General features: G+C 57.4%; 20 protein-coding genes, 3 tRNA genes and 1 pseudogene. 8 read left to right on the top strand and 16 right to left on the bottom strand.

All coding sequences use genetic code 11. The features are described 5' to 3' along the window. Positions 1–273 precede the first annotated feature (273 nt). Positions 274–349: transfer RNA gene (locus FHW76_RS02260), tRNA-Asn, on the top strand. Between the two features lie 72 nt (positions 350–421). Here FHW76_RS02260 and FHW76_RS02265 read toward each other — a convergent pair. The 8 genes from FHW76_RS02265 to FHW76_RS02300 all read right to left on the bottom strand — a co-directional run bounded on the left by FHW76_RS02265 (position 422) and on the right by FHW76_RS02300 (position 8,812). Next, positions 422–1,912: a cysteine desulfurase gene (locus FHW76_RS02265; protein ID WP_183476172.1), complete on the bottom strand. Its 1,491-nt coding sequence runs from the start codon at positions 1,910–1,912 to the stop codon at positions 422–424. Beyond that, entirely contained in the window at positions 1,899–2,843 is a 945-nt protein-coding gene (locus tag FHW76_RS02270) for a family 2A encapsulin nanocompartment shell protein (RefSeq protein WP_008804182.1), read from the bottom strand. The genes FHW76_RS02265 and FHW76_RS02270 overlap by 14 nt, the downstream gene beginning before the upstream one ends. Positions 2,844–2,880: 37 nt before the next feature. Continuing rightward, positions 2,881–4,056 (bottom strand): molybdopterin-synthase adenylyltransferase MoeB, encoded by a 1,176-nt coding sequence (gene moeB, locus FHW76_RS02275; RefSeq protein WP_050887342.1) that lies wholly within the window; start codon positions 4,054–4,056, stop codon positions 2,881–2,883. After that, entirely contained in the window at positions 4,053–4,343 is a 291-nt protein-coding gene (locus FHW76_RS02280; protein WP_008804180.1) for a MoaD/ThiS family protein, read from the bottom strand. The genes moeB and FHW76_RS02280 overlap by 4 nt, the downstream gene beginning before the upstream one ends. A 59-nt stretch (positions 4,344–4,402) precedes the next feature. Further along, the gene (locus FHW76_RS02285; RefSeq protein WP_012541140.1) at positions 4,403–4,831 is read right to left on the bottom strand and encodes a Mov34/MPN/PAD-1 family protein; all 429 of its coding nucleotides are present in this window, start codon (positions 4,829–4,831) and stop codon (positions 4,403–4,405) included. Further along, positions 4,824–5,729, bottom strand: coding sequence for a PLP-dependent cysteine synthase family protein (locus FHW76_RS02290; protein ID WP_055323419.1), 906 nt, complete (start codon positions 5,727–5,729; stop codon positions 4,824–4,826). Before FHW76_RS02290 ends, FHW76_RS02285 begins: the two co-directional genes overlap by 8 nt. Positions 5,730–5,792: 63 nt before the next feature. After that, positions 5,793–6,722: a serine O-acetyltransferase EpsC gene (gene epsC, locus FHW76_RS02295; RefSeq protein ID WP_008804177.1), complete on the bottom strand. Its 930-nt coding sequence runs from the start codon at positions 6,720–6,722 to the stop codon at positions 5,793–5,795. 455 nt (positions 6,723–7,177) lie between these two features. Continuing rightward, positions 7,178–8,812 (bottom strand): Na+/H+ antiporter, encoded by a 1,635-nt coding sequence (locus FHW76_RS02300; RefSeq protein WP_012541138.1) that lies wholly within the window; start codon positions 8,810–8,812, stop codon positions 7,178–7,180. A gap of 559 nt (positions 8,813–9,371) precedes the next feature. On the opposite strand from FHW76_RS02300, the pseudogene FHW76_RS02305 reads away from it, so the two are divergent. The 3 genes and pseudogenes from FHW76_RS02305 to FHW76_RS02315 all read left to right on the top strand — a co-directional run bounded on the left by FHW76_RS02305 (position 9,372) and on the right by FHW76_RS02315 (position 12,101). Continuing rightward, positions 9,372–10,197: pseudogene (locus FHW76_RS02305) on the top strand (TetR family transcriptional regulator C-terminal domain-containing protein). Beyond that, positions 10,130–11,050 carry an MDR family oxidoreductase gene (locus FHW76_RS02310; RefSeq protein ID WP_231669024.1) on the top strand — a complete coding sequence of 307 codons (921 nt, stop codon included), beginning with the start codon at positions 10,130–10,132 and terminating at the stop codon, positions 11,048–11,050. The pseudogene FHW76_RS02305 and the gene FHW76_RS02310 overlap by 68 nt, the downstream one beginning before the upstream one ends. 118 nt (positions 11,051–11,168) lie before the next feature. Then, the gene (locus FHW76_RS02315; protein ID WP_110209747.1) at positions 11,169–12,101 is read left to right on the top strand and encodes a nucleoside recognition domain-containing protein; all 933 of its coding nucleotides are present in this window, start codon (positions 11,169–11,171) and stop codon (positions 12,099–12,101) included. Here the strand turns inward: FHW76_RS02315 and FHW76_RS02320 are convergent. Further along, positions 12,012–13,634: a carboxylesterase gene (locus FHW76_RS02320; protein ID WP_072045389.1), complete on the bottom strand. Its 1,623-nt coding sequence runs from the start codon at positions 13,632–13,634 to the stop codon at positions 12,012–12,014. The genes FHW76_RS02315 and FHW76_RS02320 overlap by 90 nt on opposite strands. Before the next feature lie 270 nt (positions 13,635–13,904). Between FHW76_RS02320 and pmrD the strand changes: the two genes are divergently transcribed. Beyond that, on the top strand, positions 13,905–14,150 hold the full coding sequence (gene pmrD / locus FHW76_RS02325; RefSeq protein ID WP_008804171.1) for a signal transduction protein PmrD: 246 nt from the start codon (positions 13,905–13,907) through the stop codon (positions 14,148–14,150). A 130-nt stretch (positions 14,151–14,280) separates the two neighbouring features. Then, complete coding sequence (locus FHW76_RS02330; protein ID WP_064141536.1) at positions 14,281–15,735, top strand: AMP nucleosidase; 1,455 nt, start codon at positions 14,281–14,283, stop codon at positions 15,733–15,735. Positions 15,736–15,903: 168 nt separating this feature from the next. On the opposite strand, the gene FHW76_RS02335 is transcribed toward FHW76_RS02330, so the two are convergent. The 3 genes from FHW76_RS02335 to FHW76_RS26615 all read right to left on the bottom strand — a co-directional run bounded on the left by FHW76_RS02335 (position 15,904) and on the right by FHW76_RS26615 (position 17,732). After that, positions 15,904–15,979: transfer RNA gene (locus FHW76_RS02335), tRNA-Asn, on the bottom strand. 128 nt (positions 15,980–16,107) lie between these two features. After that, positions 16,108–17,544 carry an EmmdR/YeeO family multidrug/toxin efflux MATE transporter gene (locus FHW76_RS02340; RefSeq protein ID WP_016161429.1) on the bottom strand — a complete coding sequence of 479 codons (1,437 nt, stop codon included), beginning with the start codon at positions 17,542–17,544 and terminating at the stop codon, positions 16,108–16,110. 8 nt (positions 17,545–17,552) lie between these two features. Continuing rightward, entirely contained in the window at positions 17,553–17,732 is a 180-nt protein-coding gene (locus FHW76_RS26615) for a DUF5951 family protein (RefSeq protein ID WP_219163281.1), read from the bottom strand. Positions 17,733–17,737: 5 nt separating this feature from the next. Here FHW76_RS26615 and FHW76_RS02345 point away from each other — a divergent pair. Then, positions 17,738–17,813: transfer RNA gene (locus tag FHW76_RS02345), tRNA-Asn, on the top strand. 53 nt (positions 17,814–17,866) lie between these two features. On the opposite strand, the gene FHW76_RS02350 is transcribed toward FHW76_RS02345, so the two are convergent. Further along, entirely contained in the window at positions 17,867–18,184 is a 318-nt protein-coding gene (locus tag FHW76_RS02350; protein ID WP_183476313.1) for a type II toxin-antitoxin system PemK/MazF family toxin, read from the bottom strand. 15 nt (positions 18,185–18,199) lie between these two features. Further along, a complete protein-coding gene (locus FHW76_RS02355) occupies positions 18,200–18,457 on the bottom strand; it encodes an AbrB/MazE/SpoVT family DNA-binding domain-containing protein (RefSeq protein ID WP_012541132.1) in 258 nt (85 codons plus the stop codon). Positions 18,458–18,984: 527 nt separating this feature from the next. Here FHW76_RS02355 and FHW76_RS02360 point away from each other — a divergent pair. Next, positions 18,985–20,085 (top strand): AarF/UbiB family protein, encoded by a 1,101-nt coding sequence (locus FHW76_RS02360; protein WP_183476174.1) that lies wholly within the window; start codon positions 18,985–18,987, stop codon positions 20,083–20,085. On the opposite strand, the gene FHW76_RS02365 is transcribed toward FHW76_RS02360, so the two are convergent. Together FHW76_RS02365 and FHW76_RS02370 are read right to left on the bottom strand one after the other, a co-directional pair. Continuing rightward, positions 20,082–21,053, bottom strand: a complete 972-nt coding sequence (locus tag FHW76_RS02365) for a sensor domain-containing diguanylate cyclase (protein WP_016161433.1) — start codon at positions 21,051–21,053, stop codon at positions 20,082–20,084. The two genes, FHW76_RS02360 and FHW76_RS02365, sit on opposite strands and share 4 nt — an antisense overlap. Before the next feature lie 206 nt (positions 21,054–21,259). Then, positions 21,260–22,096 carry an alpha/beta fold hydrolase gene (locus FHW76_RS02370; protein WP_008804155.1) on the bottom strand — a complete coding sequence of 279 codons (837 nt, stop codon included), beginning with the start codon at positions 22,094–22,096 and terminating at the stop codon, positions 21,260–21,262. Positions 22,097–22,231: the final 135 nt, after the last annotated feature.

The following is a 22,231-nucleotide window of genomic DNA, read 5'->3' on the forward strand; positions in this document are numbered from 1 at the left end:
GCAATTTGCTTGCCAGCTTTTCAATTGCGCTGCCGCTGCCCGCCAGAAGCCGTGTTATAAGGGATAGTGATAACAATCCAGCTTTTATTTGCCCGGTAAGCAGATTGTGGTATGCCCCATTAGGGGTATTTTTGCACCGCAACGGTGCGTAATGGTGAAAAAAGCGGCGCCCAGCCAGGGGTTGTTGAAATTGTCAGCAGTTGAACGCAATTCTTTGAATCAGGCTTTGACAAGGCCGGATGGCATCGTTAATATGCGCCCCGTTCACACGATTCCTCTGTAGTTCAGTCGGTAGAACGGCGGACTGTTAATCCGTATGTCACTGGTTCGAGTCCAGTCAGAGGAGCCAAATTTAAAAAGCCTGCTTTCGAGCAGGCTTTTTGCTTTTCGGTTTTCATGCGGCCTTACGCGGTTTACGGCGTCATTGCCGCGCGGCAAATCGGGCAACCTGTTCGGCGAGAAAATCGATTTCCTGCGGCGTGTTATAAAAAGCCAGCGAAGGCCGGACGGTACTCTCATAGCCCAAACGACGCAGGATCGGTTGCGCACAGTGATGCCCGGACCGCACAGCGATGCCAACCTGACTGAGATAGCGCCCCACGGCTTCATTTTCATACCCCGCCAGCACAAAAGACAAGACGCTGGTTTTGTTCGCCGCGGTGCCGACCAACGTCAGGCCCGGAATAGCCGACAGCTTCGCAATCCCATACTCCAGTAAGGCATGCTCATACTGCGCAATATTTTCGATCCCCAGTGAGGTCACATAGTCGATGGCCGCCCCCAGCCCGACGGCATCGGCAATATTGCCCGTTCCCGCCTCAAACTTATTCGGCGAAGGCTGATAGCGCGTCAGCTCAAAGGTCACGTCGGCAATCATGTTCCCGCCGCCCTGATACGGGCGCGCCGCTTCCAGTACCTCCTGCTTGCCATAGACGACGCCGATCCCGGTAGGTCCAAAAATTTTATGCCCGGAGAAGACAAAGAAATCGGCATCCAGCGCCGTGACGTTGGTCGGAATATGTGAGATAGACTGCGCGCCGTCGATGGCGATACGTACGCCAAAACGATGGGCGATCTGCACCAGTTCCTGAACCGGCGTCACGGTCCCCAGGGCGTTGGAAACGTGAGTGGCGGACACAAAACGGGTTTTATCGTTGAATAACCGAATATACTCCTCGACGATCAGCTGTCCGTGCTCATCAACCGGCGCAACGCGGATCGTCGCGCCCGTCTCCTGCGCAATAAGTTGCCACGGCACAATGTTGGCGTGATGCTCAAGCTGTGTGAGGATAATTTCATCCCCAGGGCGTAGCAGCGGCTTCACGTAACTGTGCGCGATAAGATTGAGTCCCTCCGTGGTGCCGCGCACGAAGATAATATTCTCCGGGCCGCGGGCGCCAATAAAACGCGATACTTTCTCCCGCGCGGCTTCATAAGCATCGGTGGAACGAGCGGCAAGCGTATGCGCCGCCCGATGAACGTTCGAGTTTTCGTGCAAATAATAATGGCTGATGCGATCGATAACCTGCTTCGGGCGCTGGGTCGTCGCGGCATTATCCAGCCACACCAGCGGATGCCCCTCCACCTGTTCGGCAAGGATCGGAAAATCTGCACGGATCCGCTCAACGGGGATCTGCCCAACCCGCGCCGCTGGCGCAGGCCGGGAGCCGAAAGCAGGCAATGTTGCAATCCCGCGAGGGGCGATATCCGCCCTGCTCTCCTGGCCCAGTGGCACCACCCGCGGCGCGTAGGCCGTCTCCACTCCGCGCGGACGGGCGGGCGTATCGCTCAGCAACCCTTGCAGATCCCGCGCGTCGGGCAGACCATAATCGCGTGCAGAGGGGGCGTCATCCGCCTCGCCGGGCCATCCGCCCGGCGCAAAGGGAAGCGTGAATAAATTACTCGTAGTCATAATATTCACCCACTTCAACATCTTCCAGCACAGCAATGGCATCATCGGCCAGGATCGCGGCGGAGCAATAAAGTGAGAGTAAATAAGAGGCCACGCCGTTATCATCGATCCCGCGGAAGCGCACCGACAGCCCGCGAGACTGCTCGTTTGGCAGCCCTTCCTGATAAAGCCCCAGCACGCCGCGTTTACTTTCCCCGGAGCGAATCAGCAGAATATTGGTTTTCCCGCCCTGGCTTTTTGGGTTCTTCAGTCCGTCGACAAACAGTTTATCGGAAGGGATCAGCGGAATACCGCGCCACAGAATAAAAGTCCCGCCATGCAGGTTCACGGTGACCGGCGGCACACCGCGTCGCGTGGCTTCACGCTGAAAGGCGGCAATGGCCCGCGGATGGGCGAGGAAGAAGGAAGGCTCTTTCCACACTTTTGACAACAACTCATCCAGATCATCCGGCGTCGGCCGGCCGTTGCGGGTCTGAATGCGCTGTGAGTCATCGATATTTTTCAGCAGTCCATATTCATCGTTATTAATAAGCTGGCTTTCCTGGCGTTCACGCAGGCTTTCGATCGCCAGCGCAATTTGCTCTGACGCCTGGTCATAGGGCGAACTGTAGAGATCGGCAATTTTGGTATCAACGTTAATAATGGTCGAGATCGAATCCAGCTGATATTCACGCGGTGTGGTCTGATACTCAATATAGCCCTGTGGTATCTCTACGCGTGAAGGGTCCTGGCTGCATAATACGTCCAGCGGCGTCTCCCCCTCCACGACCTTGTTGACGCGATAAATGCCCGACTCCAGCCCTTTATAATCGAGAAAACGACTGACCCAGCGCGGAGTAATTGCCGCAAATTGCGGCGCCGTTTTGGTCACATTCGCTAACTGATACGCGGCTTCACGCCCCAGTGCATTAATGCTTTTTTGTTCTGCCATGATAAGTCCTTAGTGTTTGAAAGAGTGGAGCTGAAAGTTAGTACTGCGGTAAACGGGTATCGACATCCCGCGCCCAGGCGTTTAGGCCATCTTTTAAATTCATCACGCGCCCCTGATAACCTGCGCGCTGGAGTGCCCGAATGGCGAAAATACTGCGCTGCCCTATCTTGCACAGAAACACCGCATCGACCGTCGGATCGAATTCATCGATACGTCTGACTATCTGGCCCAGCGGCATCACTTTGGCCTGCGGAAATTTTGCGATCGCTCTTTCGTGGGGCTCACGAATGTCGATCAGTTGCAGGGGTTTTCCCTCCTCTATCCACGCATGAAGCTCAAGCGCCGTGACGCTTTCAATGGGTGCTTCTGACTCATCGGGTTTCAGTCCGCAAAACTCCTCATAGTCGATGAGCGCATGGATCGACGGATGCTCACCGCAGACCGGGCAGCCCGGGTCCCTCTCCAGCCGCAGTTCACGTTGCTTCATCTGCCACACATCAAAGAGCAGCAGACGGCCGATCAGGCTCTCGCTGCCGCCGACGATAAGCTTGATGGCTTCCGCGGCCTGAATAGTGCCAATAATGCCCGGCAACACACCGACCACGCCGCCTTCCGCGCAGGAGGGCACCAGCCCCGGTGGCGGTGGCTCGGGATAAAGGCAGCGGTAGCAGGGCCCTTGCCCGGCATGAAAAACGCTGGCCTGCCCTTCAAACTGGAAGATGGAGCCGTAGACCAGCGGCTTACCCAGTAACACGCAGGCATCGTTGATCAGATACCGGGTGGGATAATTGTCCGTGCCATCGACCACCAGGTCGTATTCGCGGATGATCTCGAGCGCGTTTTTACTACTCAGGGTGGTGTTATAGGTTTCCACCTGAATCTCGGGGTTAATTGCTTTAATCTTGTCTTTCGCCGAAGCGACTTTGGGGCGGTTAATATCTTTGGTGCTGTGAATAATCTGCCTTTGCAGGTTGGAGATATCGACAAAATCAAAGTCGACAATCCCCAGCTTACCAACCCCCGCCGCGGCCAGATAAAGCGCCACTGGCGCCCCCAACCCGCCGGTGCCAATAAGTAACACGCGGGCGGCCTTCAGACGCTTTTGCCCCTCAAGCCCGACTTCCGGCAGCAGCAAGTGGCGGCTGTAGCGGGCAATCTCAGCATGCGTCAGCGCCGACAGACGGTCGTCCGGGATAATGCTCGGTCTGCTCATATCGCCTTCCCGACGCCACCGGCAATGGCGGGAACCAGCAACACTTCCGCCCCATCGCTAACCGGCGTCTCCAGCCCACCGGTAGTTTTAATATTGTGCTCACCCACATACAGATTGATAAAGCTGCGCAACGCGCCTGCGTCGTCATACAGATGCGGCTGAATGTCCGGATATCGCGCCGCCAGCGCCGCGACCAGTTGCCCAACGGTGTGACCTTCGAGGGTCACCTTCCCCTGACCGTCGGTGAACGCGCGTAGCGCAGTGGGGATCAGTAATGTCGATGCCATAGTGATAATCTCTCCGTGTTTTGCTCTGGTTTCCGGCAACGTTGTGCCTGTTATTCACGTCATGAAACGATGTGCACTTCCTCCTGCAAAAAGCGCAGGCGGTCCTGCGTGAGCCGCCAGCTGGTCAGCGCCCCCGCCTGCCGCTGCGCGACCGCCACGATGATGTAGGCGTAAAACGGCAGGGCATGTTCACGGTCAAATTCCGATGGAATGGCCGGATGATCGGGGTGCGAATGGTAATAGCCGATGACATCCACACCTTCCGCCAGCGCAGCACGCTCCGCCCGCAAGGCGTCGTCGGCGGTGATAACAAAGCGGTGGTACTGCTCTTCCGATTCCCGCGCGTTGACGATGGGGAAAATCGCCGTCACGCGGCCATCGCCCTGCGCAGATAAATGACCAAAAAGCGCACCACAGCATTCATTGGGATAGGTCTTTTCCCCTTCAGCGCCAATCTGTCTGGCGATTTCACGAGTCAATTCAATCATGGGTTTCATTCCAGAAAGGGTCGGTCAAATAGCGGGAGCCCACATCGCACAGCAGCGTGACCACCACCGAACCAGCCGGCAGCGTGCGGGCCAGCCGTGCGGCGGCGGCAACATTGGCGCCAGATGAAATACCGACAAAAATGCCGTCCCGCCGGGCGAGGCGTCGCGCACTCGCATAGGCCTCCTCGGTGGTGACGGAAATCACATCATCAAACAGGGTTTCGTCGAGAATGCCGGGTTTAATACTGCTGCCCATATGCTTAGTCCCTTCAATGCCATGGAATGGCGAAGCGGGCTGAACGGCGAGGGTTTTCACCCGCGGATCCTCAAACTTCAGCCGCCGGGCGGTGCCAACAAAACTGCCTGACGTGCCCATCCCGGCGACAAAATGGGTGACTTGCTTTCCGCTTTGCTCCCAGATCTCTTTCCCGGTGGTCGCGAAATGCGTTTGCGGATTAACGGGGTTGTTATACTGGTCGGGATAAAAATAGCGCTCCGGGTGTGCGGCGACCTGGGCCTGGACTTCAAGATAAGCGCCATCGGAACCTTCAAGCGGATCAGTCTCCACAATCGTGGCGCCATACTGACGAATTATTTTTTTACGCTCCGGGCTGGTATTCTGCGGGAGATACAGCCGAACGTGATACCCCAGCGCGGCGCCGATCATCGCGTAAGCAATTCCGGTATTACCGCTGGTCGCATCAATAATAGTTTTATCCGGCGTCAATAACCCCCGCGCAATTCCGTCCAGTACCATCGCTTTTGCCGCGCGGTCTTTCACCGAGCCGCTGGGATTCATAAATTCAGCTTTCGCCAGCAGCGTGACACCCGATAATTCTGCAGAAAAAGAGGGCAAGGCTATTAAAGGCGTCTCGCCAATCGTTTCAAGTAACTTCATAATAATGATCACGCTGCTATTTTAATGGTACGGGAACGATAGGTTTATTTATTCTTGTAATGATTAAATGCCGTCGCCGTCGCTGAAATGTCTCTGCTGTATTCGCGCCTGTTGAACATTACTGTCCGGTGGCACATCACGAGTTAGCCAGATATTTCCTCCGATGCTGGAGCGCGCCCCAATGGTAATTCTCCCGAGGATTGTCGCGCCGGCATAAATCACAACGTCATCTTCAATAATAGGGTGGCGAGGATAATTTTTTTGCAATTGTCCATCCTCACCGACGAGAAAACGTTTGGCTCCCAGGGTGACGGCTTGATAAATACGCACTCGTTTACCGACGATGGCGGTTTCACCAATGACCACACCGGTTCCGTGATCGATAAAGAATCCATCATCAATCTGCGCACCGGGATGAATATCGATACCGGTCTGGCTATGCGCCTTTTCCGTGATGATGCGCGCCAGCAGCGGAAGGTCGAGCTGATGCAGCTCATGGGCCAGCCGATAGTGCATCACCGCATGAATTCCCGGGTAGCAGAGCAGCACATCATCCATGCTGCGCGCGGAAGGATCGCCCTGATAAGCGGCGAGGATATCACCGTCAAGACGCTGACGAATCACCGGTAAACGGTTGGCAAACTGCTGAACGCGTCTGACCGCCTCCTGCAACAGGACCTCATTTTCCGCCTGCTCATCCGACTGATAATAGAGTTCCAGAAGTGCTTCTTCGGTGAGCCTGTCCAGCGCGGTGCCCAGCAAATGGCCGACGTAATAATCTTCCCCCTCTTTGCGTAAGTCCACGTCGCCTAAGCGCATCGGATAAAGCACTTTTATCAATGTATCCGCGACGGAATTAACGCTTTCCCGGGAAGGTAAACTCCGTTTATTACGATAATTATTCTTCGCGTGCTCATCGCGCCACGCCTGGCGAACGCGACGCAATTCATTGACGACATTATTTAAATGCCAGTTATTTTCTCTTTTCGGCAAGAGATACAATTCACCCGCTTCCGGCATAATAATATCCTTCATAAAAGCACATCGATAAAATTCTTTTTGGCGTTACCTCACTTTTATGCATTACCCACATTAAAAACAAATAACCTTATTGACTTTAAATAGCTGAAAAGAATAAATAGTTAAAAATCAAGGTATTCTTCCCCCCTCACCTCGCTCAGTCGTGACATCGCGTCCCGCCTGGTCAAGCATTGTAGGCGTCAAACCCCAGTGAGATGGGGAAAAGCAGGTTCCTTGCAATAAGTAGAGCCAGAGGTTTGCTTTCAGAGCAACTCGCCCCATCTGCCACTGTTCGCCAGTCCAGGCCGCCAACATAAAAAAAGCCTGCTTTTCCAGCAGGCTTTGTTTTATACCGCGGCAGAACACCTCTTCCGGAAGGCGAACCAGCCCCTTTCAGCGCTTACGCCCCGGCCTTCCGGCCATGTTTGTTAGCGCAAGCTTTCTTCCTTGAGGTCTATCTCCCGCAGCACTTCATAAAAGGTCGTATCACTGATGTTATGGGCGCGCCGCAGCCGGAACAGCTCCTGGCGCTGAGCGATAATGACCTCCCTTTGCATATACTTCTCCAGCCTGGCGCGCTTCGCCAGCTCCAGCCCGACGTCCTGCTCCTCGTCACTGTCGTTATAGTGCAGCCGCCGCTGGTACGTTTCCAGCAGCATATTGCCCGCATCGACCCGCAAAGCCTGCTCATTCGGATCGTCCACCGACTCGTCCAGCAGCGCATTCAGGCGGTTAATCGCCACTTCGGTCATCACCGCACCGATATTGTCCTTTCCGGTGTCATGGGGTAAATCATCGGCCAGATACTGGGTCATGTACGGCAGGCCGACGGCCGCCACGATGAGCGACATCAGGATCACCGCCATTGAGAGAAAGATCAGCAGTTCCCGCCCCGGAAACGGCGAGCCATCCGCCAGCAATACCGGTAGTGTCAGGATACCGGCAAGGGTGACGGAACCTTTTACCCCCGCCAGCGCCATGACGGCCATAATGCTGAATCGCGGACGAATAGTGATAGCCTTGCCCCGGCGCTTACGGCGGAAAATCGTCAGGGTCATCGACAGCCATACCCAGGCAAAGCGCATCAGGCCAAGCGCCAAGGTGATGGCCACCGCGTACAGCAGCAGATACCAGGGAGACGAGACGCCGGCCTGACTGGCCACCGCAGGAAGCGTTTTCAGCATGCGCGGCAGCTGCTCGCCCAGCATGAGAAAAATCATGCCGTTGAGGGTGGTCTGCAGCATGGTCCACACCGCGCTGCTTTTCATACGCGTCGCCGGCAGTCGGGGCCCCGACAGCTGCTCATAGTGCATCGCAATGCCGGCGGCCACCGCAGCAAGAATGCCTGAGACATGGAACGCCTCGGCCAGCAAATAGGCAGCGAAGGGGATAAGCAGGCTTATCAGGATCTGAATTGCCGGCTCCTCGCGGGTGCGCCGCACGAGAAAGTTGTTGCATTTGCCGGTGACCCACACCACCACGAGGCCACTGAGGATCCCCCCAAACGCCATCAGGAAAAACTTCACCACTGCGTCTCCCGGCGAGAAGCTGCCGGTCAGCACCGCGGCGATGGCGAAGTTAAAGGCGACAAGGCCTGAAGCATCGTTTAACAGCGACTCCCCTTCGAGAATATGCGCCATCCTTGAGGGAAGCGGTGAGCTGGCGGTCATTGCCGATACCGCCACCGGATCGGTGGGTGACAGAATAGCCGCGAGGGCGAACCCCGCGGCCACGGTGATAGCCGGGATCAGCCAGTGTATAAACAGACCAATGCCGAGGATCGTCACCATCACCAGGCCTATCGCCAGCGACAGAATCGGCTTCATATCCCTGAAAAAGGCGTCTTTGGGGATCCGCCAGCCATCGAGGAAAAGCAGCGGCGGAATAAACAGCAGCAAAAAGATATGCGGATCGAAATCGACCTGAAATCCGCCGGCGGCCAGCGCAGCGCCTGCGGCGATCTGGATCAGCGGCAGCGGCACCTTAACGGGCAGAAGATGAGACACGAACACGGTCACGACGATGGCCATCATAAAGACCAACACAATAGTAATTAGCGACATTCGCCCCCTCCTCTGACGGCAATACTCATTCTGTACATCACGCTTTTATTCCTTTCCTTGCAGGTGTTGTTTCATCGCCGGTTTATTGCTTCAGACGCCGATAATAGAGGTCAGCAATCTCTGTATGATGGCGATGTTATTTAAACTACGGTGCGCCTCATGCCGAACCAGGGGTGACAATGTGTTTTATCGTACCGCCTTTGTCAATCCGCCATCGTCTGCAAATAATTGACAATCCGCGTCTGCGACAGCGCAATGCAGGTATCTCTGGCGCTCGTCTATCCCACCTGATGGTAATCACGGATCAATATATTTTTATATTATTAGTTCTTCTTATCGTATTTCGAATACGGATATTACCAGGCAACATAATAGAATTCGCAGAGTAATATTTCACTGCCGAAAACAACGGTTATCGGCGTACAGTGCCAGAACATGCTCATGCCAGGCCGCCTTCCTGACCCTGGTTTTCGACATCCCTCTCCTCCGCCACGCTGCGCTTGCCCCATCCCGGGTTTGGGCGTACCCTGACCGACAATTAAACCACACGGTCTAAATGATGAATCCCGATACCTCCGCCGTCCTGAAGCCCCGCCGCGGCCGTCCACCCAAGGTCGATCGCCAGTTTGACGATACGCGCCAGGCGCTGATTCGCTCAGGCCTTGAAGTGCTGACCGAAACGGGCTATCTCGCGGCAGGTATCGAGGCCGTTATCAGGAATATCGATGTGCCCAAGGGATCGTTTTATCACTGCTTTAAAAGCAAAGAGGCTTTTGGCCTGGCCGTGCTTAGCGCCTATGGCGACTTTTTTGCGCATAAATTAGATAAATTCCTGCTGGACTACGCCGTGCCGCCGCTGGAACGGATGGCGGCTTTTGTGCGTCATGCCGGCCAGGGTATGGAGAAATACCAGTTTCGCCGCGGCTGCCTGGTGGGTAACCTGCTGCAGGAAGCCCCGCTGTTACCCGACACCTTTCCCGGGCGATTAAAAGCGATCCTGACGGCATGGGAGTCGCGCGTGGCCCGCTGCCTGCACGAGGCGCAGGCTGCCGGAGCGATCGCCCGCGACGCCTCACCGGACGCGCTGGCCCAGGTCTTCTGGATCGGCTGGGAAGGCGCGGTGATGCGCGCCAGGCTGTGCCAGTCCGCCGCACCGCTTCACCAGTACTGGGAATTTTTTGCGCACAGTATGACAACAAAAACACCTGCACAGGACGGCGTTAGCGCCGATAACCCCCTTCCGACGAGGAATACTCTGTCATGAAAGCATTAGTTCTGGACCAGATCGACAACCGCACCGTCGCCGCCATCAAAGCGATCGACCTGCCCGCCCTTGCCGAAGGCGATGTTCGGGTCGCTATCGACTGGTCGAGTCTCAACTATAAAGATGCCCTGGCGATCACCGGCAAAGGCAAAATCATCCGTCAGTTCCCGATGGTGCCTGGCATCGATTTTGCGGGACGGGTGAGTGAAAGCCGCGATCCGCGCTTTGTTCCCGGTCAGGACGTGATCCTGACCGGTTGGGGCGTAGGCGAAAACCACTGGGGTGGCCTGGCCACCGAAGCCTGCGTCAAAGGCGACTGGCTGGTTGCCCAGCCGGCGGCGCTCAGCGCGCGCCAGGCGATGATCATCGGCACCGCCGGCTTTACCGCAATGCTGTGCGTTGATGCCCTCGTCAATGCGGGCGTCACTCCGGAAAGCGGGGATATCCTGGTTACCGGCGCCAGCGGCGGGGTCGGCAGCACCGCCGTGGTGTTGCTGAAAGCGCTGGGCTACCGGGTGACGGCGGTATCGGGCCGGGAATCGACGCACGATTACCTGCGTCAGCTGGGCGCCGATGCGATCCTGCCGCGCAGCGACTTCGCGGAGACCCGTCCGCTGGAGAAACAGCTGTGGGCGGGCGCGGTGGATACCGTTGGCGGCACGATGCTGGCCAAAGTGCTGGCGCAGACGCAATACCGCGGCTGCGTCGCCGCCTGCGGTCTGGCCGGGGGCTTCGATCTACCGACCACCGTGATGCCGTTTATTCTGCGCAACGTGCGCCTGCAGGGGGTGGACTCGGTGATGGTGCCGACCGCTGAACGCGACGCCGTCTGGCAGCGTCTGGCCCAGCTCCTGCCGGAAAGCTACTACCAGCAGGCGGCCACCGAAATCACGCTGGAGCAGGCGCCAGCGTATGCCGCAGATTTTCTCAGCAACACGATTCACGGCCGGACGCTGGTCAATATCGGCCAGTAATCCTCTTCTCCCGGCGCCCGTGGGGCGCCGGACTTCGAGAGGATCAAGGCATATCATTTCCTTCCCCACGGGATTATGATGACGCGAACCGATGCCTTTGCGAGTGGTAAAAAAGTAAATGGATGTCATAAGCATCATTATGGCGGCGGGTAAATCATCCGTTGACGTTGCACTGTATACGCTGTTGCCGATTATGGTGATCATGCTGATCATCATGAAATATCTGGAGGTCCGCGGCATCCTCGATGTGATTGTTCGCTGGGTTGCCCCGCTGCTGAAGCCCTTCGGCTTAACCGGGATGAGCGCCTTCGCCCTGATCCAGATTAACTTTGTTAGCTTTGCCGCCCCGCTTGCGACGTTGTCGATTATGGACAAACGCGGCGTCTCGGACCGGCAAATGACCGCCACGCTGGCCATGGTGTTCGCCATGGGGCAAGGCAACGTCTTTTATCCCCTCACCCCTTTTGGTCTGCACTGGCTGGCCTCGATCGTTATCTCGGTGATCGGCGGGCTGTGCGCGGCCGCCGTCGCCTGGCACGTCACCGGACGGCGCTTATCGGTCGCCGAAAATCCCCGCGCGGAAGCGTTACCTAACGCCGAGCAAAACAGCCAGGGCATACTGGCGGTGATCAACAGCGCCGGCTCCGACGCCATCCGCCTGGCGCTCGGCGCAGTCCCGATGCTGATCCTGTCGTTAACCATCGTCGGACTGCTGCAGGGCGCCGGGGCCATTGACCTGCTACAGCAGGCGCTGAAGCCGGTACTTGGCTGGCTGCATATCCCGCAGAACTTTGTGCTGCCGGCGCTGGTGAAGTGCGTCGCCGGGGGCACCGCCTACTTTGGCGTCATTTCTGAGCTGATCCAGCAGGGCAAAGTCACCGTCAGCCAGGTCAACGCCTCGGCCGGCCTGCTGATCCAGACCTTTGACCTCCCCGGTATCGGTATTTTTCTCGGCGTCAGCTCACGGTTTGTGCGCCTGTTTCGCTTTGTCGTTCCCGCGGCGATCGTCGGCATCCTGCTGCGTACCGTTCTGCACCTGATCCTGTTTTAACGCCTCTGCTCTGGCCTGCGCTTTCAGGCAGGCCGCCACCGCCGCCTGCTCGCCGCAGGTGATATGCTCATCGACGCGCGCCAGCATCCACGGAAAGAAAGGATTGGAGGTGACGCGCATTAACGTCTCCAGCCCCACGCTCAGCGTTCCGGTTTCCCCTCGCAGTGAAATGGTGCCCAGGCTGATGCCGTAGCGGTTCTTCTCGTCCGGCTCGCGACCGTACAGCGAGTCGCTCAGGGGAAACGGCACCGCCACATGCGACAGAGAGTACATATCCGCCGGCCAGGCGAGATGCAACGGATAACGATGCTCATCCCGCTCCTGCGCCAGCGTGGTACGGGCGATGGTCTGCAGCGTGTGCGCCGTCGCGTTGGTCACCACCGTAGTGGTATAGGCCCGCGGCGCCGGGGGCAGCAGCGTATTGACTGCCGCATAGAGCGCGGGACGGAACAGGACCCGGAGATCCGCCGCCTGGTTAATGTCGAACACCACCAGCTCGCTGCCGTTATCCGGCAGGTAACGATACAGGGACTCCACCACCGCGCGGGTGCTGACCGTGGAATCCATCACCGACTGAAAGGTCAGGACCGGCGGCAGCGCTTTCAGCTCGCCCTGACGGGACGCGCGGATAATCTGCTGCTGCAGCGCCTGGCTCAATAACCAGGACTGTCTTGCCGCCTTGACCGGAAAGGAGTTGTACTTGAAGGGATTAAACTCAGGCGCCACGTTCAGCCAGGCCGCGCGGGCGAACGCCGGGAAGATGGACGGCAGCCCGGCGAGGCCAGCGAAACGGGCAAACGCGGTCACACCGATCATCGGCGACAGCAGGATAATCTGCTGCGGCTGGCGCAAGTGATTGTCTTCCAGGCTATCAAGAGCATACTTGAGCGCCAGTGCGCCGCCGTTAGAGTAACCGACCAGATGCAGCGGCACGTCCGCCCCGGCCAGGCGCGTCGCTTCGCGCACTGCCAGACGCGTCGCCGCCAGCCAGGTCTCCCAGTCCACCGCCGTTAACGCCCCCGGCGCGGTGCCGTGTCCCGGCAAACGCGGCACCACCGCCACATAACCCCGCTGCTGCCAGAGTTGCGCCAGATAGCGCACGCTGTAGGGCGAATCAGTCAGGCCATGGAGCAGCACCACGCTGCCGCGCGGCTTGCCCTGCGGCAACAGCACAAAAGAACGATTCCAGTCCTGCTTAAACTGCCCCGGCCAGACCCGGCTGTGACGATAAAAGCGGTTGACCGGGGTTTTATCTTCCTCCGGCAAAGCCTCTGTCACCTCGCGCTGGAGATCGGCGAAAATCGTCTTCTCCCGCGCCAGATACTGGGCAAAGGTCGCCTGGTCGATCTCTTCGGCCGACATCTCGTTGGCGCTCCAGGTATGCCAGCGATGCAGGGCCGGGCCACGCTGGGACTCATAGATCCGCCCGGCGAGAAAGACCACCAGCAGCACCAGTACCGCAATGATCCCTTTTTTTAGCAGTGAGCCAATCACGGCGCCCGACGTTCGCCAGTGGCGTAAAACATGCTTCATGACGCTCCCTCTTATATTTTTCGCGTAGCCGAACTCATCTGCCCTATTCCTGACAGGCTATTTTCACTGTCTGCTTCTCAGCATAGTCATCGGTTCCGGCAAATTAAACCCGGCAGATCATTCATGTTCGGTGAAAAAAAGCCTACCGATGAGATCAACGTTCGGTCGCGTATTTTTAAACACTGTATAAACCAAGGGGATAATCTTATTGTCAGACCTTGAGGAAACATGAATTATCGGCAGGGACGCAAACAGGACAGGAAGATATAGATGGAGTGGTGGGTAAAAAAAGTACGAAAAAATTCAATGACCAGCTCCTGCTGCGTCGTGCTGCAGAGCGGTGCGCTGGAGATGATTGCGGAAATTGAAGCTTGTCGCCTCCACCTGCAGGAAGGCGATAAACTCACTCCGCTGGCCAATGCTCGTTATTGTCTGAATAATAACCCGGCGCAGACGTTGAAGATCCTCAAAGCCACTCATTATAGCAGTGAGCGCTGGGCCAAACTCGGCGGATAAAGAGCACGTCCGGCCCTTAGCCAGTTATAGTCTCAGTATCTTCGCATCCAATATATAAATTCCCCTTCGTCCTTTTCACGCTGTGACATACTATCGGGAATGTCAGCAGACCTGAAACAAGGAGCGAATAATGAATCACAAGGCCGCCAGTCTGACCCCGGAACAAGCGCTTGCCGAGCTGGAAGCGCGCTATGAAGCCTCGGTCACGGCGTTACGCAAGGCCATCGGCGACTATATCGACCATAATACGCTCCCTGATACCGAAGCCCGTGCGGAAGGCCTTTTTGTCTACCCGCAGCTGTCGGTCTCCTGGGACGGCGCCGATCATAAAGCCCTCAAAACGCGCGCCTGGGGACGTTTCACCCATGCCGGTTGCTATACCACCACCATTACGAATCCGAAACTGTTCCGCAACTATTTGCTGGAACAGCTGACCCTGCTGTATCAGGACTATGGCGCGCATATCAGCGTCGAGCTGTCGCAGCATGAGATCCCCTATCCTTATGTGATAGATGGCTCCACCCTGACCCTCGACCGCTCGATGAGCGCTGGTCTGACGCGCTATTTTCCCACCACCGAGCTGTCACAGATTGGCGATGAGACCGCGGATGGCCTGTTCCACCCTACCGAGTTCTATCCGCTGTCGCACTTTGACGCCCGCCGCGTCGATTTTTCGCTGGCGCGTCTGCGTCACTACACCGGCACGCCGGCGGAACACTTCCAGCCCTACGTGCTGTTCACCAACTATACCCGCTATGTGGATGAGTTCGTCAGCTGGGGCTGCAGCCAGATCCTCGATCCCGACAGCCCCTATATCGCCCTCTCCTGCGCCGGCGGGATCTGGATCACCGCGGAAACGGAAGCGCCGGAACAGGCCATTTCCGATCTGGCGTGGAAGAAGCACCAGATGCCAGCCTGGCATCTGATCACCCACGACGGCAAAGGGATCACCCTGATTAACATTGGCGTCGGCCCGGCTAACGCCAAAACCATTTGTGACCATCTGGCGGTACTGCGCCCCGATGTCTGGCTGATGATAGGCCACTGCGGCGGCCTGCGTGAAAGCCAGGCTATCGGCGACTATGTGCTGGCCCACGCCTATCTGCGCGACGACCATGTGCTGGATGCGGTACTGCCGCCAGATATTCCGATCCCCAGCATTGCCGAAGTGCAGCGTGCGCTGTACGACGCCACCAAGCAGGTGAGCGGGATGCCCGGCGAGGAGGTGAAGCAGCGGCTGCGTACCGGAACGGTGGTCACCACCGACGACCGTAACTGGGAGCTGCGCTATTCTGCTTCGGCGCTGCGCTTTAATCTCAGCCGCGCGGTGGCTATCGATATGGAGAGCGCGACCATCGCCGCCCAGGGCTATCGCTTCCGCGTGCCTTACGGCACGCTACTCTGCGTCTCGGACAAGCCGCTGCACGGTGAAATCAAGCTACCGGGCCAGGCCAACCGCTTCTACGAGGGGGCTATCTCCGAGCATCTGCAGATAGGCATCCGGGCGATCGACCTGCTGCGCGCCGAGGGAGATCACATGCACTCGCGTAAGCTGCGTACCTTCAACGAACCGCCGTTCCGCTAACCGGTGACGCAGAGATAAAAAGGAAACACGCTGGCGTTCCCCGCAGGGGATCGTCAGTGCCGGGATGAGCGAAACGAACGGCCCGGCGAGAACTTTGGATGTGCGTCCACAGGGAAGCGTGGCGCGCAGAAAAGCAAAAAGCCTGCTCGAAAGCAGGCTTCTTAAATTTGGCTCCTCTGACTGGACTCGAACCAGTGACATACGGATTAACAGTCCGCCGTTCTACCGACTGAACTACAGAGGAATCGTGTGAACGGGGCGCATATTATCGATGACGCCCGGCGCTGTCAAAGCCTGTTTTCAATAAAATGAATCGTTTGCCGAATTATTCTTCACTTTGCGCAAAAAATGGCGTTCATCCCCGCAAACGGCTCAGGTTTCCTCCGACGTGGCCTTCACGCGCGGGTACTTCCACAGCCAGCGACCGCTCACCATGCGGAAGTAAAACAGCACGCCGCGCACCGCCCAGTCGAGCACCATCCCCAACCACACGCCTATCACGCCCATCCCCAGCACGATACCCAGCGTATAGCCCGCCACCACCCGGCAGCCCCACATGCCCAGCATCGACACCCACATGGTATAGCGAACGTCGCGGGCCCCCTTAAACGCGCAGGGTAAGGTCCACGACAGCGACCAGATTGGCATAAACAGGGCGTTGAGCCACAGGAGCTGCTTCACCACCTCTTTCACGTCGTCTTCATGGGTATAGAACGAGGCAATGAAGCCGGCGAACGGGGCGCTGCCCCAGGCGATCAGCGTCAGAATGATCGTCGACAGCCAAAATACGTGCCAGGCCTGGAATTCAGCCTGACCAATCTGCCCTTTTCCCAGCCGCTTACCGGTGATGATCGTCGAGGCGGAGCCGAGGGCGTTGCCCGGCAGGTTAATCAGCGAGGCCACTGAAAAAGCGATAAAGTTGCCGGCGATAACGTTGGTACCCATCCCGGCGACAAACATTTGGGTCAGCAGCTTGCCGCCATTGAACAGGACCGATTCGATACTGGCCGGGATGCCGATCCCCATCACCTCCCAGATAATGGCGAAGTTAAAGGGTTTGAAGTAGCCCTTCAGCGACAGCCTCAGCGCCGGATTGAGACCCACCATCAGCACCCAGATCGTGGCTATCGCGCCAATATAGCGGGCAATGGTCAGCCCAAGACCGGCGCCGACAAACCCCAGCCCCGGCCAGGAGAAGATGCCGTAGATGAGCACGCTGCTGATTAAGATGTTGAGGATATTCATCCCGCCATTGATCAGCAGCGGGATTTTGGTGGTTCCGGCGCCGCGCAGTGCACCGCTACCGATCAGCGCAATCGCCGCCGCCGGATAGCTCAGCGCCGTCAGCTCCAGATAGGTCAGGGCCAGGGCCTTGACCTGCGCAGTGGCGTCACCGGCGACAAAATCAATAATCTCCTGCCCAAAGGCATGGATCACTCCCGCCAGCAAAATGGAAAACAGCGTCATAATGGCCAGCGACTGACGCGCGGCCGCTCTCGCCCGCCGCCGATCGCGCTTGCCAAGGCTAAAAGCCACCACCACCGTGGTGCCAAGATCGATGGCGGCAAAGAACGACATGATCACCATGTTAAAGCTATCGGCCAGCCCCACCCCGGCCATGGCCTCTTTTCCCAGCCAGCTGACAAGGAAGGTGCTCAATACCCCCATCAACAGCACACAGGCATTTTCCAGCAGAATGGGGACAGCGAGAGGGCTGATTTCGCGCCAGTACAGCACACGATAACGCTGACGTTTTTTAAACCAGGATGTCCGTTCGACGGCCTGGCGTACGGCGGAGGTGACGTTCAAGAGAGACCTTAGTGAGAGATGTTGAAACAACATTTCAAATGATGATTGAGAAATGGATATCCTGCAAAGTATTTTTCCTGAATAATTGTCGGAAATGACAACAAATTGTTGATGGAAGCGGCAGTTGCACCTGAACAGGCGAATTGATGTTTGACAAAAGATTTTTCGCCGCTAAGATACGACTCCACACGATTCCTCTGTAGTTCAGTCGGTAGAACGGCGGACTGTTAATCCGTATGTCACTGGTTCGAGTCCAGTCAGAGGAGCCAAATTTAAAAAGCCTGCTTTCGAGCAGGCTTTTTGCTTTTTTGCGTCGCTGACGTTAACTGAGAATCGCATCCAGCCTGGCAAGCACTTCATTGACAACGGCGTCAGGTATGCGTTCCAGACGCTTGCCGTTCCGGGCCGCCATATCGATAGTTCTGGGCTGGTCGCAGCGAATAACGCCTGTTGTTTTGGTCCCCGCCTCTTCCAGTGAAACCGTGAAGCCTGCTGTACGTGCAAAGTTTCCGCCGCTGGTGACGGGAACCACGACCGGTAGCCGGGTCAGCTTGTTAAACGATGCCTTCGATACAATGAGGACCGGACGTTTTCCACTTTGCTCGTGGCCAGCAATCGGATCCAGTGAAACAAGCCAGATTTCCCCTCTGTCCTTTTACAGAATCTCCTTGCCCACCGCAGGCGCATCAATCCATTCCCGATCCTCTTCGCTCATTTCGGCGTGCGGATCGCACTGCGCCAACAGTTCCTCAAGCGAATAATGGGGCCGTTTCTGCGGTTCAATAATCAGGCAGCCATTATCTATAGTCATACCCACTTCGCTGTCTGTCGACAGCTCCAGCGCTTTCAGCACGGCGGGAGGAACCGCCAGCATGATGGATCCGCCAACCTTTTTCAGGCGAGTTTTGTACATAGAGGACCTCCGAATATTATATTTTAATATAACATCCAGGGTGGATTGTGCACAATTACTCATCAGACTCATGTGATTTCCTTAGCGTAATAAACCGTCATCCATCGAACGACAGATCCGGCTGTTTTCAGCGGTGTGATGACCTGTAAAACGGCGACCATCCTGATACATCGGGCACTTCTTGCAGGTCAGGAAGCATTGTGTGCAGGCGAGAACTGAGTTCCTTGTAAGAAGGCGATAATAGAAAACTGATTCTGGGGTTCAAAGGATTATGGCGAATCAGATAAACAAAATGCGGCGCAGCTTCCATATCCGGGTTGCGCTGGAGGAACATCAGCGATAGCGCGAAGGACAGATTTGCTCAGGTGCTTGCCTTTCCCTGCCGCCTCCCTACGCCCCGTGTATCCTCCGTGAACGCCCCCCAGCTCAGCCTGAAAAAGCCCCCGCCAGTAGGATGAATTCACTACCGCTTGCGGGTGAGATAGCGTGGATTATCCACGCTATCTAACGTTATACCCGGAGGCACCATGAACCTCAGACAACAGCAACAGCAGGCGTTCGATCGCAGCGGAGAACCCCTTATCGTCGGCGACATCAGCCACTGCCCGCTGCCACCAGAAACCCTCGCCGTACTGGGCCCCGATTCCCCTTATGTGGTGCAGGTATACGGCTCAGGCCTGACCGGCGAGGTTTACCGGCTGCGCATCGCTGGCAAGGAGTACAATTTAAAAAAACGACGCGCCGTCGCCGGCGTCGCCAACCTCAACGGCCAGCTGTCGTTTTTAAATGAAGTGCAGCGCCGGCAAGCGTTGCAGCGGCTGAAGGATAACCCGGTCACCGCCCCGCGCTTCACCCACATCGTCCCAACGCTGTATGCCGATTATCGCCTCGGCATCCTGCTCTCGCCGTGGATCGATGGCGAGCTGATTCACCAGCTGACCCCGCCGCTGATCGCCCAGCTATTTACGACCCTGGAAGCCTGCGAAGAACAGGGGCTGATGGAGTGGGATCTCTGTCGTGGAAATCTGCTGGTGGACCATCAGGAGCAGCTGTGGCTGTTCGATTTTGGCTACATGTATCCCTTCGATCCGCTCAGGGAATTCAACAGCAACGGTCTGGCCGATCCGCTGTTCCACTTTGTCGAGCGCTTTGAGACCCGCTTCTTTTTTAGCTGGCTGATGACCCAGGTTCCCGGCGCGGAGCAGCAGCTGGCGCACTATCGCGATCTGAAGCGGCTGGCGCTCGAAAGCTACCGGCGCAAGCTCGCCTGGCTCCGCGCCCGACAGGCCGCCCCGCAGGTGCAGGCCCATTTTCAGCAGATAACGGCGCGCTGGGCGTCGGCGCTGGCGGACCCAGCCGCGCTGCGCCGGTTATTTGCCGTGGAGGCTTTCCGCTCCCACGTGCTGGATATCGAAGACGATCTGCATGGCCAGTCGTGTACCTTACTCACTCTGCAACGTATCGACTGGGTGATAGGCCAGCTGGAACAGCATTATCGCTTTATCGCCGACGAAGGCGGTCTGTTTTACGATAACGAAGGCAAATCACAGCAGGCGCTGCTCAGCAGCTATGCGCAGAAGCGGCAGCTGGCGCAGCGGTACCTGCAGAACGCCTCCACGCCAGGTTAGCGACGCTCGCGACCCTGCTTCTGCTTCGCCTGGTACATCAGCCGGTCAGCGGTGGCCACCAGCGCGTTGAGACTGGGATGGCTGGCGGGATCGTACTCGACGCAGCCCCAGGAGAACGCCAGCTGCCAGGGGTGAGCCGCCTGCTGGTTGAAACGGGCCACGTTGTGACTGAGCGTCTCCATCGCTGTCGCGGCATCGTGGCGGCTGGTATTGGCGAACAGAATGATAAATTCGTCCCCACCCTGCCTGGCGAGGATATCGGACTCACGGAAGGCCGCTTTCATCAAATCGGCGATGGCGATCAGCGCGCGGTCACCCTCTTCATGCCCCCAGGTATCATTGATGTGCTTGAAGCGGTCGAGGTCGACAAAGGCGAGGCTTACCGGCTCCTGGCGGCGCTGGGCCGTCAGCAGGGCATACTCCGCCAGGGTGAGGAACCCCCGGCGATTAAACAGTCCCGTCAGCTCATCCGAGGTTGCCGCATCCAGCACCTTGAACTCATCCTCCACGATCGCCGCCAGATCGCTTAAGATCTGCATTTCATGGGCGGAAAATGAACGCGGCTGGTGGTCCATCAGACAAAAAGACCCGACGGTCGCGCCATCCGGCAGTTGCACCGGATACCCGGCGTAAAAACGGATAAACGGCGCCGCAATGACCAGCGGGTTATCGTGAAAGCGCTCGTCCTGCTGCATGTCGTTGACGATAAGCGGGTCGGTTTGCAGGATGGTATGGGCGCAAAATGAAATATCTCTCGGCACCGTGTCCACATCGAGGCCGGCACAGGACTTGATATGCAGGAGATCTTCCCCCACCAGACTGATGGACGCCACCGGCAGGTTATACAGCGAACGGGCAAGCCTGGTCAGGCGATCGAAGCGTTCTTCTTTTCCGCTATTCAACAGCCCGGAAGAGCGTAGCGATTGCAGGCGACGCTGCTCGTCGGGATGAAGTCCGGCTAATTTCATTGTCTCTCTCTTGTCTCTTGCGCAGAATTCTGCCGGGTTTCCACAGAGAAACCCGGCGTTTTATCCTGCCAGGGGGAAAATAGTCGTCAGGTATCCCATGAGTTAAGCAGATTTCCCCTGCTCGTCAACCAGCGCGCCCCGGCGACTGGCGACCAGGGCGCTGGCGGAATGCCATTAACGGCACTCTGCCCGGCAAAGGGGGAAGATCAGGCGCGGATAAACGCCAGCAGATCGGCGTTGATGGTATCGGCGTGGGAGGTGTGCATCCCGTGCGGGAAGCCAGGATAAATGATTAGCTGGCTGTTCGGCAGCAGTTTGTCCTGCAGAATGGCCGCATTTTTATAGGGAACCACCTGGTCGTCATCCCCCTGCATCACCAGCACCGGCAAGGTGATCGACTTAAGGTCTTCCGTCTGGTCAGTCTCTGAAAACGCCTTGATACCTTCATAATGGGCCTTGGCGCTGCCGATCATTCCCTGTCGCCACCAGTTCTGGATCGTCCCCTGCGACACTTCTGCCCCGTCACGATTGAAGCCATAGAACGGGCCAGAGGCGACGTCGAGATAGAACTGGGCGCGGTTCGCCGCCAGCGCTTTGCGGAAACCATCAAACACCTCGATCGGCGTACCGCCCGGATTCTGCTCGGTTTTCACCATCAGCGGCGGGACGGCGCTAATTAACACCGCTTTCGCCACCCGCCCCTGCGGCTGGCCGTAGCGGGCGACGTAGCGGGCAACCTGGCCGCCGCCAGTGGAGTGCCCGACGTGGACCGCATTGTGCAGATCCAGATGTTCCACCACCGCCGAAACGTCCGCCGCGTAATGGTCCATATCGTGCCCCTCGCTAACCTGATCGGAGCGGCCATGACCCCGACGGTCGATAGCGATGACCCGAAAACCTTCGGCAAGGAAAAACAACATCTGGTTATCCCAGTCGTCGGCGCTCAGGGGCCAGCCGTGATGAAAGACAATCGGCTGAGCTTCCTTTGGACCCCAGTCTTTGAAGTAAATGTTGACGCCGTCTTGGGTGGTGACAAATGCCATGTTACAGACTCCTCTTTCAGGATAACCAGCCTGCAGGCCCGTGCCTGGGCTGAACGCCGACGGCGGCCGGCAGGAGTGCCGACCGCACAGGAATGTGATGCCTGTAACAGTGTAGAAGAAATTTGTCACCACGCC

This window comes from Klebsiella sp. RC2 (genome assembly GCF_014192815.1).
Classification (GTDB): Bacteria; Pseudomonadota; Gammaproteobacteria; order Enterobacterales; family Enterobacteriaceae; genus Klebsiella; species Klebsiella variicola.

Coding starts and splice junctions, on each gene's coding strand:
- FHW76_RS02330 (WP_064141536.1), top strand. CDS start 14,281: ATGAATCACAAGGCCGCCAGTCTGACCCCGGAACAAGCGCTTGCCGAG.
- FHW76_RS02365 (WP_016161433.1), bottom strand. CDS start 21,053: ATGAAATTAGCCGGACTTCATCCCGACGAGCAGCGTCGCCTGCAATCG.
- FHW76_RS02320 (WP_072045389.1), bottom strand. CDS start 13,634: ATGAAGCATGTTTTACGCCACTGGCGAACGTCGGGCGCCGTGATTGGC.
- FHW76_RS02285 (WP_012541140.1), bottom strand. CDS start 4,831: ATGATTGAATTGACTCGTGAAATCGCCAGACAGATTGGCGCTGAAGGG.
- FHW76_RS02360 (WP_183476174.1), top strand. CDS start 18,985: ATGAACCTCAGACAACAGCAACAGCAGGCGTTCGATCGCAGCGGAGAA.
- FHW76_RS02370 (WP_008804155.1), bottom strand. CDS start 22,096: ATGGCATTTGTCACCACCCAAGACGGCGTCAACATTTACTTCAAAGAC.
- FHW76_RS02315 (WP_110209747.1), top strand. CDS start 11,169: ATGGATGTCATAAGCATCATTATGGCGGCGGGTAAATCATCCGTTGAC.
- FHW76_RS02280 (WP_008804180.1), bottom strand. CDS start 4,343: ATGGCATCGACATTACTGATCCCCACTGCGCTACGCGCGTTCACCGAC.
- moeB (WP_050887342.1), bottom strand. CDS start 4,056: ATGAGCAGACCGAGCATTATCCCGGACGACCGTCTGTCGGCGCTGACG.
- FHW76_RS02265 (WP_183476172.1), bottom strand. CDS start 1,912: ATGACTACGAGTAATTTATTCACGCTTCCCTTTGCGCCGGGCGGATGG.
- pmrD (WP_008804171.1), top strand. CDS start 13,905: ATGGAGTGGTGGGTAAAAAAAGTACGAAAAAATTCAATGACCAGCTCC.
- FHW76_RS02290 (WP_055323419.1), bottom strand. CDS start 5,729: ATGAAGTTACTTGAAACGATTGGCGAGACGCCTTTAATAGCCTTGCCC.
- FHW76_RS02300 (WP_012541138.1), bottom strand. CDS start 8,812: ATGTCGCTAATTACTATTGTGTTGGTCTTTATGATGGCCATCGTCGTG.
- FHW76_RS02355 (WP_012541132.1), bottom strand. CDS start 18,457: ATGTACAAAACTCGCCTGAAAAAGGTTGGCGGATCCATCATGCTGGCG.
- FHW76_RS02270 (WP_008804182.1), bottom strand. CDS start 2,843: ATGGCAGAACAAAAAAGCATTAATGCACTGGGGCGTGAAGCCGCGTAT.